The organism is Pseudomonas sp. Irchel s3h14, assembly GCF_900187425.1.
GTDB lineage: Bacteria > Pseudomonadota > Gammaproteobacteria > Pseudomonadales > Pseudomonadaceae > Aquipseudomonas.
In genome coordinates this window covers 1-19,091 of sequence record NZ_FYDJ01000027.1, presented here as the reverse complement: position 1 = coordinate 19,091, position 19,091 = coordinate 1, and the positions used below count along the sequence as shown (strand labels likewise).

Below are 19,091 nucleotides of genomic sequence, written 5' to 3'. Positions count from 1 at the left end.
AACAATAAGAGGCGTTGGACACGTACCCGGTACCAGCCTATGCGCAGCCCCCGGAAAATAGGCGGTAGCGACACACTGCCTATTTAACAGTAAAGCCTGCGGCTACTCAAATCAGGCAGTCCAGCGGTGCCCTGAGGGTCGATTTGTTGCAGGTAACCGGGCGCCCTCGATAAAGTCAGCGACGAACCGACGGCTGACCTGCTGACCCCTCTTGTCTCCTTAAACCCCTTTCGCGTTAGTCAAACAGCGTCTGACTATGTAGGAAAATGGCCGGCCTAGGACGGTCTCCATGATCGCCCTTCAGTTGTTGGCTTCTCCTACATTGATGGTCATAAAGTCATCTGGATATACCTTTGCGCCTGCGCTTTTATAGACCAACAGATATTGCTCTTAAAGAAGGCAAGGATGGCTAAGGAGTGTCAACGATATGGATTACGAAGACAGGAGAAGCGAGGGGAGGGTCGGCCCGGTCAAGGAGATAAGGATCGATCCATTTGTCAGCGAATTTGATATGGGCCTGGCCCAGCCTTTATCCCGGTCGGTGCGTTTGAATGGCTTCGCCACCTGCTTGCGGCTTGAGCAGGTCTATTGGGATATTTTGGGCGACATGGCCAAGGTCAACTGCTGTACGGTCAGTGCGCTGTTGTCCCATGTGGACCGCGAGGTGCATTTGCGTCACGGCGGGGTCAAGAACTTCACCGGGCTGGTGCGGGTTGTGTGCGTCGTGCACAGCCTGAAGGAAGGCGGCTGCGTCGCCATGCCTTAGCCACAGGGGTGGAATGGGTAGAGTGTCGGTCTGTGCAGTCTTACGGCTGCACAGGCTGCATTTAATGGATATAATCCCGCTCTTTGCCGCAAAACCCAGCGTGTGCGGTAGCAATCTGATCGCCGAGACAACCCCCATGCCGATGTACGACTATCAATGTGCTTCCTGTGGTCATCAGTTGGAAGCCATTCAAAAGATCAGCGCAGCACCGCTGGTCGACTGCCCTGCCTGCCAGGCGCCAGAGCTTAAGAAGATGCTGTCCATGCCGGGCTTCCGCCTTAGTGGCACCGGCTGGTACGAAACCGATTTCAAGACCGGTTCCAAGAAGAATCTGGCCGGCGGCGACAAAGCTGACTAGGGTCTTGAACCTGAGTTGAACGACACGTGCGAGCTCTTGCATCATCTGGCGCCTTTCACAAGGGCAGGATATGAGCAAGGTCTCCAACCGAATTTCGAATTACGAGAAGCGAAACCACTACCATGATGCGCAGCCATTATTGCGGCCAACTGAACGAAAGCCTGGAAGGCCAGGAAATTACCCTTTGCGGATGGGTTCACCGTCGCCGTGACCACGGTGGGGTGATTTTCCTCGATATCCGTGATCGTGACGGTCTGGCCCAGGTGGTGTTCGACCCGGACCGCGCTGAAACCTTCGCCGCCGCCGATCGCGTGCGCAGCGAGTACGTGGTCAAGGTCACCGGCAAGGTTCGCCTGCGTCCGGCCGGTGCCGGCAATGCCAACATGGCGTCGGGCATGATCGAAGTGCTGGGCTACGAGCTGGAAGTATTGAACGAAGCGGAAACCCCGCCATTCCCGCTCAACGAGTTCTCCGACGTCGGCGAAGAAACCCGCCTGCGTTATCGCTTTATCGACCTGCGTCGTCCGGAAATGCTCGAGAAGCTGCGTCTGCGTTCGCGCATGACCACCAGCATCCGTCGCTTCCTGGACGAGAACGGCTTCCTCGATGTCGAGACGCCGATTCTGACCCGCGCCACGCCAGAAGGCGCTCGCGACTACCTGGTGCCGAGCCGTACTCACGCAGGTAGCTTCTTCGCCTTGCCGCAATCGCCACAGCTGTTCAAGCAGCTGCTGATGGTCGCCGGCTTCGACCGTTACTACCAGATCGCCAAGTGCTTCCGCGACGAAGACCTGCGCGCCGACCGTCAGCCGGAATTCACCCAGATCGACATCGAGACCAGCTTCCTCGATGAAAAAGAGATCATGGGTATCACCGAACAAATGATCCGCAACCTGTTCAAGGAAGTGCTGGATCTGGAATTCGGCGACTTCCCGCACATGACCTTCGAAGAGGCCATGCGTCGTTACGGTTCCGACAAGCCGGACCTGCGTAACCCGCTGGAACTGGTTGACGTTGCCGATCAACTGAAAGAAGTCGACTTCAAGGTGTTCAGCGGCCCTGCCAACGACCCGAAATGCCGCGTTGCCGCTCTGCGCGTTCCAGGCGCGGCGAGCATGCCGCGCAAGCAGATCGACGACTACACCAAGTTCGTCGGCATCTACGGTGCCAAGGGCCTGGCGTACATCAAGGTCAACGAGCGCGCCAAAGGCGTTGAAGGTCTGCAATCGCCGATCGTCAAGAACATCCCTGAAGCCAACCTCAATGTGATCCTTGATCGCGTTGGCGCGGTTGACGGCGACCTCGTGTTCTTCGGTGCCGACAAAGCCAAGATCGTCAGCGAAGCCCTGGGCGCGCTGCGGATCAAGGTCGGTAACGATCTGAACCTGCTGACCTGCGAGTGGGCACCGATGTGGGTTGTCGACTTCCCGATGTTCGAAGAGAACGACGACGGCAGCTTCACCGCCTTGCACCACCCGTTCACCGCGCCGAAGTGCACCCCGGAAGAACTGGAAGCCAACCCGGCGACCGCTCTGTCCCGCGCCTACGACATGGTACTGAACGGCACCGAGCTGGGTGGCGGTTCGATCCGTATCCACCGCAAGGAAATGCAACAGTCGGTGTTCCGTCTGCTGGGTATCAGTGAAGCGGAACAGGAAGAGAAATTCGGCTTCCTGCTCGACGCCCTGAAATACGGCGCGCCGCCGCACGGTGGCCTGGCCTTCGGTCTGGACCGTCTGGTGATGCTGATGACCGGCGCCCAGTCGATCCGTGAAGTGATCGCCTTCCCGAAAACCCAGAGCGCCGCTTGCGTCATGACTCAGGCTCCGGGTGTGGTAGATGCCAAGGCATTGCGCGAACTGCACATTCGTCTGCGCGAAACGCCTAAAGCTGAGTAAGGCTGACCAGAAGGGCGCATCTTCGGATGCGCCCTTTCTTTATAGAATGGTCGAGATTTTTGTTTGCTGGCTGGCGCGTCATGGCGCGGCGGGCAATGTTTCAAAGAGAATTCGGAGCGAGATATGGCGGGTCATTCCAAGTGGGCGAACATCAAGCACCGCAAAGAACGTCAGGATGCCAAGAAGGGCAAGATTTTCACCAAGTGGATTCGTGAACTGACCGTTGCTGCCCGTCAGGGCGGTGGTGATCCGGGTTCCAACCCGCGGTTGCGTCTGGCGCTGGACAAGGCCCTCGGCGCGAACATGAGCCGCGACATCATTGATCGCGCGGTCGCCCGCGGCGCCGGTGCTGCCGATACCGACGACATGGTCGAGCTGAGCTACGAAGGCTACGGCCCGGGCGGCGTGGCGGTGATGGTCGAGTGCATGACCGACAACCGCAATCGCACCGCAGCGGCTGTTCGCCACGCGTTCAGCAAGTGCGGCGGCAACCTTGGTACGGACGGTTCGGTGGCCTATCTGTTCGAGCGCAAGGGGCAGATTTCCTTCGCCCCGGGCGTCGATGAAGATGCGCTGATGGAAGCGGCGATGGAGGCCGATGCTGATGACGTGGTGACCCACGAAGACGGTTCCATCGACGTATTCACCTCGTTCGCCGGTTTCTACTCGGTACGTAACGCGCTGGAAGCGGCCGGTTTCAAAGGCGATGACGCGGAAATCGTGATGCTGCCGACCACCAGTGCCGAACTGGACCTGGAAGGCGCCGAGAAGGTTCTCAAGCTGATCGACATGCTTGAAGACCTGGATGACGTGCAGAACGTCTACTCCAACGCGGACATTCCAGAGTCGGTAGCCGCGCAGCTCGGTTGAGGGCGACTAAGATTCAATGTGGGAGCGAGCCTGCTCGCGAATGCGGATTTTCAGGCAACATTGTTGCTGAATATGAAATCGCTTTCGCGAGCAGGCTCGCTCCCACATTTGTTATTCGTGTATTGAATACCGTGCTTTTACTTAACCCGCAGGCGTTATGACTTTAATTCTTGGTATCGACCCCGGTTCGCGCATTACCGGTTATGGCGTGGTGCGTGATACCGGGCGTGGTTGCGTGTACGTGGCGTCGGGCTGCATTCGCACAGGTTCCGGCGAGCTGCATGAACGCCTGCAAATCGTCTATCGCGGTGTACGCGAAGTCATCCAGACCTACGGCCCGGTGACCATGGGCATCGAAAAGGTCTTCATGGCGCGCAACGCCGACTCTGCGCTGAAACTTGGCCAGGCCCGCGGCGCAGCCATCGTTGCCGGGGCGGAAGAAAGCCTGGAAATCGCTGAGTACACGGCGACCCAGGTCAAGCAGGCGGTGACCGGGACCGGCGCGGCGAACAAAGAACAGGTGCAAATGATGGTCATGCACATGCTGAAGCTGACCAGCAAACCGCAAATCGATGCCTCGGACGCCCTGGCCATTGCCATTTGCCATGCTCACACCCGTTCCAGCCTGTTGCCCCATGGCTTGGGTACGGCACGCAGTCGTGGCGGGCGCCTGCGTCTCTGATAGCATCAGCAATCATTTTTTATGGAACGAGGGTTTTGCGCCTGTGTCGTCGGCGCAAAACCCTTGTTCTGTCAGTCGCCAGCACTGATCTGGCCAACGCTCAAGGATCTGAAACGTGATTGGACGCTTGCGCGGCACACTGGCTGAGAAACAGCCGCCGCATCTGATTCTGGATGTAAACGGTCTGGGGTATGAGCTGGAAGTGCCCATGACCACGCTGTATCGCTTGCCGTCGGTCGGTGAACCGCTGACCTTGCACACCCATTTGGTCGTACGCGAAGACGCGCAGTTACTCTATGGCTTCTTCGGCAAGCGCGAGCGAGACTTTTTTCGCGAGTTGATCCGTCTAAATGGTGTAGGGCCGAAATTGGCCCTGGCCCTGATGTCGAGCCTGGAAGTCGATGAACTGGTTCGTTGCGTACAGTCCCAGGACACTTCGGCGCTGACCAAGGTGCCGGGCGTGGGCAAGAAGACTGCCGAACGTTTGCTGGTGGAACTCAAGGATCGCTTCAAGGCCTGGGAAACGGTGCCGGCGATGTTCGCTTTGGTACCAAACCAGCCGGGTGGGCCAGATACGACGCCGGTCGCCACCGCCGAAAATGATGCAGTCAGCGCGCTGATCTCCCTGGGCTACAAGCCGCAGGAAGCCAGCAAGGCGATTTCTGCGATCAAGGAGAAAGGTTTGAGCAGTGAAGACATGATTCGTCGTGCCCTGAAGGGAATGATCTAAGTGATTGAAGCTGATCGTCTGATTACGGCCACACCTGGCCCTCGTGACCGTGAGGAAGTCCAGGACCGGGCGATTCGTCCTGTCAGCCTGGCCGAATACATTGGCCAGCCGACCGTTCGCGAGCAAATGGAGTTGTTCATCCAGGCCGCCCGTGGGCGCAACGAATCCCTGGACCACACGCTGATTTTCGGCCCGCCGGGTCTGGGTAAAACCACGCTGGCCAACATCATCGCCCAGGAAATGGGAGTCTCGATCAAGAGCACCTCGGGCCCTGTGCTTGAACGTCCGGGTGACCTGGCTGCGCTGCTGACCAATCTTGAGCCACACGACGTGCTGTTCATCGACGAAATCCATCGGCTCTCGCCGATTGTCGAAGAAGTGCTGTACCCGGCCATGGAAGATTTCCAGCTCGACATCATGATCGGCGAAGGGCCGGCCGCGCGCTCGATCAAGCTTGATCTGCCACCGTTCACCCTGGTCGGTGCGACGACGCGGGCGGGGATGCTGACCAATCCGCTGCGCGACCGTTTCGGGATCGTTCAGCGCCTGGAGTTCTACAACACCGCTGACCTGGCAACGATTGTCAGTCGTTCGGCGAATATCCTCGGCTTGCCGCTGGACCCGGAAGGCGCCTTCGAAATCGCCCGCCGTGCCCGTGGTACGCCGCGGATTGCCAACCGCTTGCTGCGCCGGGTTCGGGATTTTGCCGAAGTTCGCGCCAAGGGCCACATCACCAAACCGATCGCCGACCTGGCCTTGAACCTGCTGGATGTCGACGAGCGCGGCTTCGATCACCAGGATCGACGTCTGTTGTTGACCATGATCGAGAAGTTCGACGGTGGGCCGGTCGGGGTCGATAGCCTCGCCGCCGCCATCAGCGAAGAGCGCCACACCATTGAAGACGTGCTGGAGCCGTACCTGATCCAGCAGGGCTACATCATGCGTACGCCGCGGGGGCGGGTGGTGACCCGGCATGCGTACCTGCACTTCGGTTTAAACATCCCGTCACGATTGGGCGAGATGCCCGTGGTAGACGAGTTCCTCGATGCCGTGGACGATTAATAACCTTTGCGCGCTGATTTATTCGGGGTTTGTGCGGTCCCAGGACCGTACTTTCGCCAGAAAGCCGTGAATCAATGAAAAACAGTTGCCTGGCCGGATTGGCAACCTGAGGAGTAAGCACTAGAGTATGCGCGCGCAAAACGGGCTTGAGCCTTTCGCACTTCGTTGTCGCGTTTATTACGAGGACACCGATGCGGGCGGCATCGTGTATTACGTTAATTACCTCAAGTTTATGGAACGGGCTCGAACCGAGCGGCTCCGGGAGCTGGGCTTTGCCCAATCCCAGCTTGCAGGTGAGGACCTGTTGTTCGTCGTGCATTCCAGCGAAGCGCGTTACCACGCGCCGGCGCGACTGGATGACGAACTGCTGGTAAGCGCTGAAGTAATCGAATTGAACCGTGTCAGCCTGCGCTTCAAACAGCAGGTCAGGCGGGCTACGGATAATGCGCTGCTCTGCGAAGGGCAGTTTTTGGTGGCCTGTGTGCGCACTAACAGTTTGAAACCCCGGGCCATTCCCGAAGCTCTACGTGCGGCCTTTGCCGACGTGAGCGGCGCGGGTACACACTCAAAGCAGGAGATAAAGCGTGGAAGCTAACGTCGTCGACCATTCCTCCATGTGGAGCCTGGTCAGCAATGCCAGTATCGTGGTGCAACTGGTAATGCTGATCCTGGTAGCCGCATCGGTGACCTCATGGATCATGATCTTTCAGCGCAGCAACCTGCTGCGCGCCGGTCGACGCGCCCTGGAGAGCTTTGAAGAGCGCTTCTGGTCGGGTATCGATCTGTCCAAACTCTACCGTCAGGCCGGCAGCAACCCTGATCCGGATTCGGGCGTAGAGCAGATCTTCCGTGCCGGTTTCAAGGAATTCTCCCGTCTGCGCCAGCAGCCAGGCGTTGACCCGGAAGCGGTCATGGAAGGCGTGGCCCGTGCCATGCGCGTCGCCATTTCCCGTGAAGAAGAAAAGCTCGAGCAGAGCCTGCCGTTCCTCGCGACCGTAGGTTCCGTCAGCCCGTACATCGGTCTGTTCGGTACTGTCTGGGGGATCATGAACTCCTTCCGTGGTCTGGCCACTGCCCAGCAAGCAACCCTGGCCACTGTGGCTCCAGGTATCGCCGAGGCACTGATTGCAACCGCGATCGGTCTGTTCGCCGCCATCCCGGCCGTTATCGCTTACAACCGTTTTGCTGCTCGCAGTGAAACCCTGCTGGGCCGTTACTACACCTTCGCCGATGAATTCCAGGCGATCCTGCACCGCAAAGTGCACACCAGCGAAGAATAAGCAGGTAATTTCCAATGGCTTTAATCGCTCGAGCTCGCAAAAAGCGCAAGCCGGTTGCCGAGATGAACGTGGTGCCTTACATCGACGTGATGTTGGTGCTGCTGGTCATCTTCATGGTGACCGCTCCGATGCTCAATCAGGGCGTGAAAGTTGATCTGCCCAAGGTTTCCAGCGAAGCCTTGCCGCAGGACAACAACACCCAGGTCCTGACCATTTCGATCAAGTCTGACAAGACCTACTACTGGAACCTTGGCAGCGAAGTCGACACTGAAAAGCAACAGGACAAGGCCATGACCTTGCCGCAGATGACTGACGCCGTGACCAAGATCATTCGCGCCGGCACTGAAGGTGGCAAGCGTACCCAGGTGTTCATCCGCGGCGACAAGACCGTCGACTACGGTTCCGTCATGGGCGCCATGGGCGGGTTGCAGAAAGCCGGGGTCGGTAATGTTGGCTTGATTACCGAGGCACCCTGATGCAGCAAATGCGAGAGCCGTCCGCCTCGGAAAGCTACTTCTGGCCTAGTGTCTGGGCGCTTGTCTTGCACGTGCTGGTTTTCGGCATGCTGTTTGTCAGTTTCGCCTTCACGCCCGAACTGCCGCCGGCCAAGCCGATTGTCCAGGCGACCCTGTACCAACTGAAATCGAAAAGTCAGGCGACCACCCAGACCAATCAGAAGATTGCGGGTGAGGCGAAGAAATCCGCCGCACGCCAGACCGAAGTCGAGCAGATGGAACAGAAAAAGATCGAGCAGGAAGCGATCAAGGCCGCGGAACAAAAGAAGGAAGATGCGGCTCAAAAAGCCGAAGAATCCCAAAAGGCCGACGAGACGAAGAAAGCGGAAGAGGCTAAAAAGGCTGATGAAGCCAAGAAAGCCGATGAAGCGAAGAAGACCGCCGAAGCTAAAAAGGCCGAAGAGAAACAATTGGCTGATATAGCCAAGAAGAAGTCTGAAGAAGAAGCCAAGAAAGCAGCTGAAGAAGAGGCCAAGAAAGCGGCCGCTGAAGAAGCGAAGAAAAAGATCGTCGAAGACGCGAAGAAGAAAGCCGCGGAAGACGCCAAGAAGAAATCTGAAGCTGAAGACGCGAAGAAGAAAGTCGCGGAAGACGCGAAGAAGAAAGCTGCTGCCGATGCTGCGAAGAAAAAATCGCAGGAAGCGGCACGTAAATCCGCCGAAGAGAAAAAGGCTCAGGCCTTGGCAGATTTGCTTTCCGACACGCCGCAGCGTCAGCAGGCCTTGGCGGATGAGCAGGGTGACGAAGTCGCCGGTAGTTTCGATGATCTGATCCGTGCTCGTGCAGCGGAAGGCTGGGCTCGTCCACCTTCGGCCCGTAAAGGCATGACAGTCGTGTTGCAAATCGGCATGTTGCCGGACGGTACGTTGACTTCGGTCAGCGTGGCCAAGTCCAGTGGCGATGGTCCGTTTGACGCTTCCGCTGTAGCGGCGGTCAAGAACATTGGACGTTTGACAGAAATGCAGGGAATGAAGCCGAGCGATTTCGCTCCGTATCGTTCATTCAAGATGACATTCACACCTGAGGATCTAGCCTTGTGAGAAACCTTCTTCGAGGAATGCTTGTCGTTATCTGCTGCATGGCAGGGATAGCGGCAGCAGATGAAAAAAACATTCTGGTCACCAGCGGCAGTGATCGGGCCACCCCGATCGCAGTCGTTCCGTTCGGCAATCAGGGCGGCAGCGTGCTGCCGGACGACATGGCCGAAATCATCGGTAACGACCTGCGCAACTCGGGTTACTACTCGCCGATTCCAAAACAGAACATGATCAGCCAGCCAAGCCAGGCCAGCGAAATCATCTTCCGTGACTTCAAGGCGCTGGGCGCCCAGTACGTCATGGTCGGCAGCATTGCTCCTGCGGGCGGTCGCCTGCAGGTCCAATACGCTCTGTTCAACGTCGCCACGGAGCAGCAAGTGCTGACCGGCAGCGTGTCGGGTAGCGTCGATCAACTGCGCGACATGTCGCACTACATTGCGGATCAGTCGTTCGAAAAACTCACCGGTATCAAAGGTGCGTTCTCGACTCGTCTGCTGTACGTGACGGCTGAGCGTTTCTCCGAGAAGAACACTCGCTACACGCTGCAACGTTCGGACTATGACGGTGCCCGTGCCGTGACCCTGCTGCAATCGCGCGAGCCGATCCTGTCGCCGCGTTTCGCACCGGATGGCAAGCGCATCGCTTATGTGTCGTTCGAGCAGAAGCGTCCGCGTATCTTCATGCAAAACATCGACACCGGTCGCCGTGAGCAGATCACCAACTTCGAAGGCCTGAATGGCGCGCCAGCATGGTCGCCTGATGGCAATCGTCTGGCATTCGTACTGTCGAAAGACGGCAACCCGGACATCTACGTGATGAACCTGGGTTCGCGTCAGATCACGCGTGTCACCAACGGTCCTGGCATCAACACCGAACCGTTCTGGGGCAAGGATGGTTCGACCATCTACTTCACCTCGGACCGTGGCGGCAAGCCGCAGATCTACAAAACCAGCGCAGGCGGTGGTGGTGCGGAGCGTGTGACCTTTATCGGTAACTACAACGCCAACCCTAAGCTTTCGGCTGATGAAAAGACCCTGGTGATGATCCATCGTCAGGAAGGTTTCACTAATTTCAAGGTGGCGGCCCAGGATTTGCAGCGCGGAAGCGTAAAAATCCTCACTGATAGCACTCTGGACGAGTCGCCTACTGTTGCGCCCAACGGCACCATGGTAATCTACGCCACCCGCCAGCAGGGCCGGGGAGTCTTGATGCTCGTGTCCATTAATGGACGCGTAAGGCTCCCGCTTCCTACCGCACAAGGCGAAGTCAGAGAACCTTCCTGGTCCCCTTACCTGAACTGACGCGGCGCTACACGTTGTACTTAACACATTGGGGTTCATTAGGAGTTTTACGATGGAAATGCTGAAGTTTGGTAAATTTGCTGCGCTGGCTCTGGCCATGGCTGTAGCTGTAGGTTGCTCGTCCAAAGGCGGCGACAATGCCGGTGAAGGCGCTGTAGATCCAAACGCTGGTTACGGCGCAAACACTGGTGCAGTTGACGGCTCCCTGAGCGAAGAAGCTGCTCTGCGCGCAATCACCACTTTCTACTTCGAATACGACAGTTCGGACCTGAAGCCAGAAGCCATGCGCGCTCTGGACGTTCACGCCAAAGACCTGAAAGCAAACGGCGCTCGCGTTGTTCTGGAAGGCAACACCGACGAACGTGGTACTCGTGAGTACAACATGGCACTGGGCGAGCGTCGTGCGAAAGCCGTTCAGCGTTACCTGGTACTGCAAGGTGTTTCCCCAGCTCAGCTGGAACTGGTTTCCTACGGCGAAGAGCGTCCAGTTGCTACCGGCAATGACGAGCAGTCCTGGGCTCAAAACCGTCGCGTCGAACTGCGTAAGTAATTCGTCATGCGAACGTGCCGTCGTGCTGTAACTGTTTTGGCTCTCAGCCTCGCACCGCTTGCGGTGTGGGCTGCGGTTCCTGTGGTCGATAACGACTCCGGCTATACCAATAGCGGGACTAGTAATCCGCCTGCAGGTTACGGTACGAACGGCGCCTATGCCGGGGGAGGGGTTTCGGCCCCTGTCTCGGCACAGGGCGAGCTGTTCAACCAACTGCAATCGATGCAGGAGCAGATCTCGCGCCAACAAGGCATCATCGAAGTTCTGCAAAATGATGTAGCGCGCATGAAGCAAGAGAACCTGGAGCGATATCAGGATCTTGATCGGCGCATAGGAACCGGCGTTGCACCAGCCGCGACTCCTGATAATTCTTCCGCCGGTGGCAGTTTGAATGCCCCCGGTGCAGCAGCGGGCGCAGCCGCAGGAGCGGCAGCCGCTCAGGCACCTGCCGCGGGTAGCGAACCGGCTGATCCGGCGAAGGAAAAACTGTATTACGATGCAGCCTTCGACCTGATCAAAGCCAAGGATTTCGACAAGGCCAGCCTGGCTTTTGCCGCATTCCTGCGCAAATACCCGAACAGCCAGTACGCGGGCAATGCTCAGTACTGGTTGGGCGAAGTGAACTTGGCCAAAGGTGATCTGCAAGGTGCAGGTCAGGCTTTTGCCAAGGTTTCGCAACTGTATCCCAAGCATCCAAAAGTGCCTGACTCGCTGTACAAGCTGGCTGATGTAGAGCGTCGCCTTGGTCATCCCGACAAGGTCAAAGGCATTCTGCAACAGGTTGTGTCGCAATACCCGGGCACTTCCGCCGCTCAACTGGCCCAGCGTGATCTGCAAAAGATGTAAGGGCTGCTTGACCTGTTTTGAAGAAACCCGCGCTTGTCGCGGGTTTTTTCGTTAGAATTCACGCCCTTTTTATGAAACACGCTTTTTGGGATCTGCGCGTTGGCGGGGTTCCTTGAAGTGCCTGACGGAGGCGGACAGCCTGTTTAGCTGTTATGCCCGTGGCGACTATGCAAGACACATTGAGAATTACCGAAGTTTTCTACTCGTTGCAGGGTGAAACGCGGACTGCCGGGCTGCCCACTGTTTTTGTGCGCCTGACCGGTTGCCCATTGCGTTGCCAATACTGCGACAGCGCTTATGCTTTCACTGGCGGCACCATTCGCCCGCTCGACGATATCCTCGAGCAAGTGGCCGGTTTTCGTCCGCGTTACGTTTGCGTCACCGGCGGCGAGCCGCTGGCACAACCCAACGCCATCCCATTGCTCAAGCAGTTGTGTGACGCCGGTTACGAGGTCTCGCTGGAAACCAGCGGTGCCCTGGATATCTCGGCGGTCGATCCACGGGTCAGTCGCGTCGTCGACCTGAAAACCCCGGGTTCGAAAGAAGCCCACCGCAACCGCTACGAGAACATCGAACTGCTCACGCGCAACGATCAGGTGAAGTTTGTCATCTGCTCGCGGGAAGACTACGACTGGGCTGTGTCCAAGCTGATCCAGTACGGTCTGGATCAGCGTGCCGGCGAAGTCCTGTTCTCGCCAAGTCACCATGACCTGAACGCTCGGGATCTGGCTGACTGGGTGGTGGCGGACAACCTGCCAGTGCGTCTGCAATTGCAGTTGCATAAATATCTTTGGAATGACGAGCCGGGGCGCTGAAATGACTGAACAACTGAATACTGCTGAAAAACGTGCGGTCATCCTGCTGTCCGGCGGCCTGGACTCGGCGACCGTCGTGGCGATGGCTCGTGCTGAAGGTTACAGCTGCTACACCATGAGCTTCGATTACGGTCAGCGGTCTCAAGCAGAGTTGCACGCCGCTGCACGCGTTGCCCGTGACCTGGGTGTGGTCGAGCACAAGGTGATCGGTCTCAACCTGAACGGTATGGGCGGCTCGGCACTGACTGACAGCAGCATCGACATTCCGGAGGAGCTGGGGGAGGGCATTCCAGTCACTTACGTGCCGGCGCGCAACACCGTGTTTCTCTCCTTGGCGTTAGGCTGGGCCGAAGTGCTGGGCGCGCGTGACATCTTTATTGGTGTGAACGCCGTGGATTACTCCGGTTACCCGGATTGCCGTCCCGAGTTCATCGAGTCCTTCGAGCGCATGGCCAATCTGGCGACCAAGGCCGGTGTAGAGGGGAATGGTTTCCGCATTCAGGCGCCATTGCAGAACCTGAGCAAGGCACAGATCGTCCAGGCAGGCGTGAAGCTGGGTGTTGATTATGGGCTGACTGTTTCCTGCTATCAGGCCGACGATAACGGCCGCGCTTGCGGTAAATGCGACAGCTGCCGACTGCGTGCAGAAGGCTTTGCGGCAGCCGGAATCAGCGACCCAACACCTTATTTTTGATTTATTTCAAATTAGGTGTTGAATAGTCCTTAAAAATCAGTATTATACGCGCCACCACACAGCGGGTCGTTAGCTCAGTTGGTAGAGCAGTTGGCTTTTAACCAATTGGTCGTAGGTTCGAATCCCACACGACCCACCATTTTTGTAGCAGTTTTAAAAGTCTGGAAGGCCCACGCAAGTGAGGATTTCCGGATTTTTTTTTGCCCGCGATTTGAGCTTGCCCTGTTCCGGGCTGCGACCCGTGACGCAGGTCAGAATCATCTTTTGCATCAACGGGATATTCTGTAGCCTTGCGCAGCTTCAACGTTGTCCGTGCCTGATGATACTCACTCTCCCGGCGGTACCCTGAAGGGTCCGGAGCCGGGTGTATACTCGACTTTCGCGCGAAAGCGCCTGCAGGTCTTGCGAACATGACGCAGATTTCCGAACGCCTTCTGGTTCAAGCCCACCTCGACGCCAAGCAGCCCAAGCCGCTGACTGCCGAGGAGGAGGCCTATTACCGTGCCGCCATCGCTGCCGAGCTCAAGGCTCAGGACGCGGTGCTGGTTGCTCACTTCTATTGCGATCCGGTCATTCAGGCCCTGGCCGAAGAAACCGGTGGTTGCGTCTCCGACTCGCTGGAGATGGCTCGCTTTGGCAGCGCTCACCCGGCCAAGACCGTGGTGGTCGCCGGTGTGAAGTTCATGGGCGAGACCGCCAAAATCCTCAACCCTGAAAAGCGCATCCTGATGCCAACCCTGGAAGCGACCTGCTCGCTGGACCTGGGTTGCCCGGTGGACGAGTTCTCGGCGTTCTGTGATCAGCACCCGGAACGTACCGTGGTGGTGTATGCCAACACGTCGGCGGCGGTCAAAGCCCGGGCGGATTGGGTGGTGACTTCAAGCTGCGCGCTGGAGATCGTCGAAAGCCTGATGGATAACGGCGAAACCATCATTTGGGGTCCGGATAAACACCTGGGCACCTACATCCAGCGCCAGACCGGCGCGGACATGCTGCTGTGGGACGGTGCCTGCATCGTTCACGAAGAGTTCAAGTCCAAACAGCTCGAAGACATGAAGGCGCTGTACCCGGACGCAGCGATTCTGGTGCATCCGGAGTCGCCGACGTCGGTGATCGAGTTGGCGGATGCCGTCGGCTCCACCAGTCAATTGATTGCGGCAGCGCAGAGCCTGCCGAACAAGACCTTTATCGTCGCCACTGATCGCGGCATCTTCTACAAGATGCAGCAGCTGTGCCCGGACAAGGTCTTCATCGAAGCGCCAACGGCCGGTAACGGCGCAGCATGCCGTAGTTGCGCACATTGCCCGTGGATGGCAATGAACACCCTTGAGCGCACGCTGAAGAGCTTGAAAGAGGGGACTAACGAGATCTTTGTTGATCCAGCGCTGATTCCTCAAGCGATTCGGCCGCTCAAGCGCATGCTCGACTTCACGCAGGCAGCGCGGATGAAATTGGCTGGCAACGCCTGATTCGCCGACAGTGAGCCAAAAAAAACGCCCCGATTTGATCGGGGCGTTTTTGCATCTGCTGGATTACTTGGTTTTCTTTGGAATCCGCACGAGCTGGGTATTGGAGTAGATGTCATGCCAGCTGCGCTTCTGTTTGTCGAACAGCGACCAGAAGAAACCCAGCCCGACGCACAGCAAGGACGCGATCGACACCACAAAGCGCAGCAACGCCTGCCACAGGCTGATGGATGAACCGTCGGCGTTTTGCACGCGTATGCACCAGACCTGCATCCCCAGGGTCTGACCGGACCAGGTCCAGAACTTGGCGAAGAAGCCGAACAGCACAAACAGCAGCACCGTTGAGAGCAATGGATCGCCGTCCAGCGCGCCGGCTTCGGTCAGGGTGCGCATTTTGTCTTCGCCGAGGATCGCCATCTGGATCATCTTGTAAATGCCGCTGGTGACGATCAGCAGGGCGGTACACAACAAGAAGTCATAGAACATCGCTGCCAGGCGACGGCCCAGGGTGGCGGCGGGAAAGTCGCCCTGGGGTTTGAGCAGGTGTTTCGACATGGCAGCCTCTGGATGGAAAAAAGAAGCCATTTTACGGATTTACGCGCACAAAAAAGCCCCTGATGTCAGCATCAGGGGCTTTTTCGTTACAGAAGATCAGGCTTCTGCTTGTACTTCGTCAGCCTGCATGCCTTTCTGGCCTTGCACAGCAACGAAAGTCACTTTCTGGCCTTCTTTCAGGCTCTTGAAGCCGTTGCCCTGAATAGCGCGGAAATGCACGAACAGATCCGGACCGCTTTCTGGAGTGATAAAACCAAAACCTTTCTCGTCGTTAAACCACTTGACGGTACCGCTCTGACGTGTGGACATTTCTTATTCCTTTGACGCAAAAAATTAATGACAGTCTCCTTCTTGTGAAAGAGTACTGGGGCTGGTTGCAGGAGAGTAAGAAGACGTCGAACGGGATGTAGCTAACTTGTAGGCTACTGCCCAGGTCACGATTCCAAGCGACCCATGCAAACACAGTGGACAAACTCTACGCCAACTACGGGAGAAAAAACAAGCCCTGTGGAGGGCCCGGATTTGCTCGCGTCGGGGCGTTTATGTCGCAACTAGTGTTGGCTTATGCGATAGAGGTGTTCAATTGTTTTCGATCGTTATAAGCAAAGTTCGTAATCGAAGGTATGCACTGTTTTATGGCGGTTGCGTTACACATTAGTGCGCTGTTAACGCAACCGCGTTACTTATAGAAACAGTCAATCAACCGCGGTAGTAGCGTTGTGGAACAAATGGCATTTTGCTTACAAGCAAAGGCACCTTTTTCCCACGAACAATCGCCCATACCGGCGTATCGAGTGCGATATAAGCACTGTCGACGTAACCCATCGCCAAAGGGCCACCCAGGGTCGGACCGAAGCCGCCACTGCAAACCACGCCAATGATGTCGCCTGCTTCATTGACGATCTCTGCACCTTCGCGCACCGGCGTGCGTTCCTGAGGCAACAGGCCAACGCGTTTGCGGCTGACACCGGCTTGTTGCTGTCCGAATACGGTTTCTGCGCCAGGGAAGCCGCCGGCACGTGCGCCATCAGCGCGACGAGGCTTGGAGATGGCCCACAGCAGGCTCGCTTCGATCGGGGTGGTCTCGGTGTTCATGTCGTGGCCGTAGAGGCACAGACCGGCTTCCAGGCGCAGGGAGTCGCGAGCGCCAAGGCCGATGGCCGCCACTTCAGGTTCGGCCAGCAGGGCGCGAGCCAGGGCTTCGGCGTTGGCGGCCGGCACGGAGATTTCGTAACCGTCTTCACCGGTGTAGCCCGAACGGCTGACAAAGCAGTCCACGCCCAGCAGTTTTACGCGGGCGAATTGCATGAAGGTCATCTTCGCGGCTTCAGGGGCCAGGCGTGCGAGTACGGTGACGGCAGCCGGACCTTGCAACGCCAGCAGGGCGCGTTCTTCAAACAGCGGCTCGATGGTGCACTGGTCGCCGATGTGCTTGCGCAGATGCGCCAGGTCCTGATCCTTGCAGGCGGCGTTGACCACCAGGAACAGTTCGTCGTTACCCAGGTTGGCGACCATCAGGTCGTCGAGGATGCCGCCGGTCTCGTTGGTGAACATCGCGTAGCGCTGCGTGCCCACTGGCAGGTCGATGATGTCGACTGGCACCAGGGTTTCCAGCGCCTTGGCGGCATTGGCGCCGGTCAAGCGGATCTGGCCCATGTGCGAGACATCGAACAGCCCGGCCTGATCGCGGGTGTGCTGGTGTTCTTTCATCACGCCCAGCGGGTATTGCACCGGCATGTCGTAGCCGGCAAACGGCACCATGCGGGCGCCGAGTTCGATGTGCAGTGCGTGCAGCGGGGTTTTCGACAACTGTTCGGTGGACATATTCAGCTCCTGAAAAAGTGTGCAGATGTGCGTAAACATCAGCACTCGATAATGTTGACCGCCAAACCGCCACGGGCGGTTTCCTTGTATTTGCTTTTCATGTCGGCGCCGGTCTGGCGCATGGTGCGGATGACCTTGTCGAGGGAGACGAAGTGCTGACCGTCGCCGCGCAGGGCCATGCGTACCGCATTGATTGCCTTGACCGACCCCATGGCGTTGCGCTCGATGCAAGGCACTTGCACCAGCCCGCCAATCGGGTCGCAGGTCAGGCCGAGGTTGTGTTCCATGCCGATTTCGGCGGCGTTTTCCACTTGCTGCACGGTGCCGCCGAGGACTTCGCACAAGGCACCGGCGGCCATGGAACAGGCCACGCCAACTTCACCCTGACAGCCGACTTCTGCGCCGGAGATCGAGGCGTTTTCTTTATAGAGAATGCCGATCGCGGCTGCGGTCAGCAGAAAACGCACGACGCCGTCTTCGTTGGCGCCGGGGATGAAGCGCATGTAGTAATGCAAAACAGCGGGGACGATCCCTGCTGCACCGTTGGTAGGCGCAGTCACCACGCGCCCGCCGTTGGCGTTTTCTTCGTTGACCGCCAGTGCGTAGAGGTTGACCCAGTCCAGCACCGACAGCGGATCGCGCAGGGACGATTCCGGGTTCTTGCACAGTTGTCGATGCAGCGCGGCCGCCCGACGTTTGACCTTCAAACCACCAGGAAGGATGCCTTCGTTACGACAACCGGCGTCGACGCAGTCCTGCATCACTTGCCAGATTTTCAACAGGCCGGCGCGGGTTTCCGCTTCCGGACGCCAGGCACTTTCGTTGGTCAGCATCACCTGGCTGATCGACAGACCATAGGTGGCGCAGTGACCGAGCAGGTCCTTGGCGCTTTTGAACGGGAAGGTCAGTGGTGTGGCGTCTTCGACGATACGGTCAGCGCCGGCGGCGTCTTCATCGACCACAAAACCACCGCCGACCGAGTAGTACTCGCGGCTGCGGATTTGTATGCCCGCGGCATCGAAGGCGCGAAAGATCATGCCGTTGGGGTGATAGGCCAACGGTTTGCGGATCATCGCCAAATGTTCTTTCTCGTTGAACGCAATGCTGTGTTCGCCGAGCAGGTTCAAGCGACCATTGCCACGAATCTCTTGCAGACGGGCGGCGACGGTTTCGGTGTTCACGGTATCCGGGTGTTCGCCTTCCAGGCCCAGCAACACAGCCTTGTCGCTGCCGTGGCCTTTACCGGTGGCGCCGAGTGATCCGTAGAGCTCGACTTTGACGCAGGTGGTCGCGGCCAGCAGTCCTTCACGACGCAGACCTTCAGCGAAACGCGCAGCAGCACGCATCGGGCCGACGGTGTGAGAGCTGGAGGGGCCGATGCCAATCTTGAACAGGTCGAACACGCTTAAAGACATGGTTGTTCTCCGGTTTCTTGTTATAGGTGCAGTGCGAACCCGTAGGAGCAAAGCTTGCTCGCGATGAACGATGACGCGGTTCGTCAGATAGACCGTGTAACGGCTATCGCGAGCAAGCTTTGCTCCTGCAGGGGTATGCGGTGTCCTTGTGGGGGCGAGCGAACCCGCCCCCCTATAGATCAAGCGTAGCTTTCGATCGACGGGCAGGCGCAGATCAGGTTGCGGTCGCCGAACACGTTGTCGACGCGACCGACCGGTGGCCAGTATTTGCCTTCGATCAGCGACGCAACCGGATACACCGCTTGCTCACGGCTGTACGGATGCGTCCACTCGCCGACGATTTCCGCCGCGGTGTGCGGGGCGTTTTTCAGCGGGTTGTCGTCCTTGTCCAGGGTGCCGTTTTCCACTGCGCGGATTTCTTCGCGGA

General features: G+C 58.0%; 22 protein-coding genes and 1 tRNA gene. 18 read left to right on the top strand and 5 right to left on the bottom strand.

Going from position 1 to position 19,091, the window contains the following annotated elements; genetic code table 11:
* Positions 1-427 precede the first annotated feature (427 nt).
* The 18 genes from CKW16_RS28790 (at position 428) to nadA (ending at position 14,873) form a co-directional block, all read left to right on the top strand.
* Positions 428-766 (top strand): ribbon-helix-helix domain-containing protein, encoded by a 339-nt coding sequence (locus CKW16_RS28790; RefSeq protein ID WP_095132690.1) that lies wholly within the window; start codon positions 428-430, stop codon positions 764-766.
* Positions 767-902: 136 nt separating this feature from the next.
* Entirely contained in the window at positions 903-1,124 is a 222-nt protein-coding gene (locus CKW16_RS28785) for an FmdB family zinc ribbon protein (protein WP_010457489.1), read from the top strand.
* Between the two features lie 122 nt (positions 1,125-1,246).
* The gene (gene aspS / locus CKW16_RS28780; RefSeq protein WP_046049663.1) at positions 1,247-3,022 is read left to right on the top strand and encodes an aspartate--tRNA ligase; all 1,776 of its coding nucleotides are present in this window, start codon (positions 1,247-1,249) and stop codon (positions 3,020-3,022) included.
* A gap of 123 nt (positions 3,023-3,145) precedes the next feature.
* Positions 3,146-3,892: a YebC/PmpR family DNA-binding transcriptional regulator gene (locus tag CKW16_RS28775; protein WP_056741401.1), complete on the top strand. Its 747-nt coding sequence runs from the start codon at positions 3,146-3,148 to the stop codon at positions 3,890-3,892.
* 157 nt (positions 3,893-4,049) lie between these two features.
* Positions 4,050-4,574: a crossover junction endodeoxyribonuclease RuvC gene (gene ruvC / locus CKW16_RS28770; protein ID WP_008147379.1), complete on the top strand. Its 525-nt coding sequence runs from the start codon at positions 4,050-4,052 to the stop codon at positions 4,572-4,574.
* Positions 4,575-4,689: 115 nt separating this feature from the next.
* On the top strand, positions 4,690-5,304 hold the full coding sequence (gene ruvA, locus CKW16_RS28765) for a Holliday junction branch migration protein RuvA (protein ID WP_046049661.1): 615 nt from the start codon (positions 4,690-4,692) through the stop codon (positions 5,302-5,304).
* On the top strand, positions 5,305-6,366 hold the full coding sequence (gene ruvB, locus CKW16_RS28760; protein ID WP_046049660.1) for a Holliday junction branch migration DNA helicase RuvB: 1,062 nt from the start codon (positions 5,305-5,307) through the stop codon (positions 6,364-6,366). It begins immediately after the preceding gene.
* A 127-nt stretch (positions 6,367-6,493) separates the two neighbouring features.
* Entirely contained in the window at positions 6,494-6,961 is a 468-nt protein-coding gene (gene ybgC, locus CKW16_RS28755) for a tol-pal system-associated acyl-CoA thioesterase (RefSeq protein ID WP_008147372.1), read from the top strand.
* A complete protein-coding gene (gene tolQ, locus CKW16_RS28750) occupies positions 6,951-7,646 on the top strand; it encodes a protein TolQ (RefSeq protein WP_008147369.1) in 696 nt (231 codons plus the stop codon). The genes ybgC and tolQ overlap by 11 nt, the downstream gene beginning before the upstream one ends.
* A gap of 23 nt (positions 7,647-7,669) precedes the next feature.
* Complete coding sequence (tolR, locus tag CKW16_RS28745) at positions 7,670-8,122, top strand: protein TolR (protein WP_162556275.1); 453 nt, start codon at positions 7,670-7,672, stop codon at positions 8,120-8,122.
* Entirely contained in the window at positions 8,122-9,201 is a 1,080-nt protein-coding gene (gene tolA / locus CKW16_RS28740) for a cell envelope integrity protein TolA (RefSeq protein WP_095132688.1), read from the top strand. Before tolR ends, tolA begins: the two co-directional genes overlap by 1 nt.
* Before the next feature lie 17 nt (positions 9,202-9,218).
* Positions 9,219-10,499, top strand: a complete 1,281-nt coding sequence (gene tolB / locus CKW16_RS28735; RefSeq protein ID WP_166675809.1) for a Tol-Pal system beta propeller repeat protein TolB — start codon at positions 9,219-9,221, stop codon at positions 10,497-10,499.
* Between the two features lie 52 nt (positions 10,500-10,551).
* Complete coding sequence (gene pal / locus CKW16_RS28730) at positions 10,552-11,049, top strand: peptidoglycan-associated lipoprotein Pal (RefSeq protein WP_003178634.1); 498 nt, start codon at positions 10,552-10,554, stop codon at positions 11,047-11,049.
* Positions 11,050-11,055: 6 nt separating this feature from the next.
* Positions 11,056-11,895: a tol-pal system protein YbgF gene (ybgF, locus tag CKW16_RS28725; RefSeq protein WP_095132686.1), complete on the top strand. Its 840-nt coding sequence runs from the start codon at positions 11,056-11,058 to the stop codon at positions 11,893-11,895.
* A gap of 167 nt (positions 11,896-12,062) precedes the next feature.
* Positions 12,063-12,710 carry a 7-carboxy-7-deazaguanine synthase QueE gene (queE, locus tag CKW16_RS28720; RefSeq protein ID WP_046049720.1) on the top strand — a complete coding sequence of 216 codons (648 nt, stop codon included), beginning with the start codon at positions 12,063-12,065 and terminating at the stop codon, positions 12,708-12,710.
* 1 nt (position 12,711) lies between these two features.
* Positions 12,712-13,404 (top strand): 7-cyano-7-deazaguanine synthase QueC, encoded by a 693-nt coding sequence (queC, locus tag CKW16_RS28715; RefSeq protein WP_095132684.1) that lies wholly within the window; start codon positions 12,712-12,714, stop codon positions 13,402-13,404.
* A 63-nt stretch (positions 13,405-13,467) separates the two neighbouring features.
* Positions 13,468-13,543, top strand: a tRNA-Lys gene (locus CKW16_RS28710).
* A gap of 271 nt (positions 13,544-13,814) precedes the next feature.
* The gene (gene nadA / locus CKW16_RS28705; protein ID WP_095132682.1) at positions 13,815-14,873 is read left to right on the top strand and encodes a quinolinate synthase NadA; all 1,059 of its coding nucleotides are present in this window, start codon (positions 13,815-13,817) and stop codon (positions 14,871-14,873) included.
* Positions 14,874-14,936: 63 nt separating this feature from the next.
* On the opposite strand, the gene CKW16_RS28700 is transcribed toward nadA, so the two are convergent.
* The 5 genes from CKW16_RS28700 to CKW16_RS28680 all read right to left on the bottom strand — a co-directional run.
* Entirely contained in the window at positions 14,937-15,425 is a 489-nt protein-coding gene (locus tag CKW16_RS28700; protein ID WP_008146921.1) for an RDD family protein, read from the bottom strand.
* A 96-nt stretch (positions 15,426-15,521) separates the two neighbouring features.
* Positions 15,522-15,734: a cold-shock protein gene (locus CKW16_RS28695; RefSeq protein WP_003227496.1), complete on the bottom strand. Its 213-nt coding sequence runs from the start codon at positions 15,732-15,734 to the stop codon at positions 15,522-15,524.
* Between the two features lie 390 nt (positions 15,735-16,124).
* Positions 16,125-17,249, bottom strand: a complete 1,125-nt coding sequence (gene gcvT / locus CKW16_RS28690; protein ID WP_095132680.1) for a glycine cleavage system aminomethyltransferase GcvT — start codon at positions 17,247-17,249, stop codon at positions 16,125-16,127.
* Between the two features lie 38 nt (positions 17,250-17,287).
* Positions 17,288-18,664 carry an L-serine ammonia-lyase gene (locus CKW16_RS28685; protein WP_095132678.1) on the bottom strand — a complete coding sequence of 459 codons (1,377 nt, stop codon included), beginning with the start codon at positions 18,662-18,664 and terminating at the stop codon, positions 17,288-17,290.
* A 179-nt stretch (positions 18,665-18,843) separates the two neighbouring features.
* The coding region (locus CKW16_RS28680; protein WP_141232784.1) for a hypothetical protein at positions 18,844-19,091 on the bottom strand (248 nt) is incomplete at its 5' end.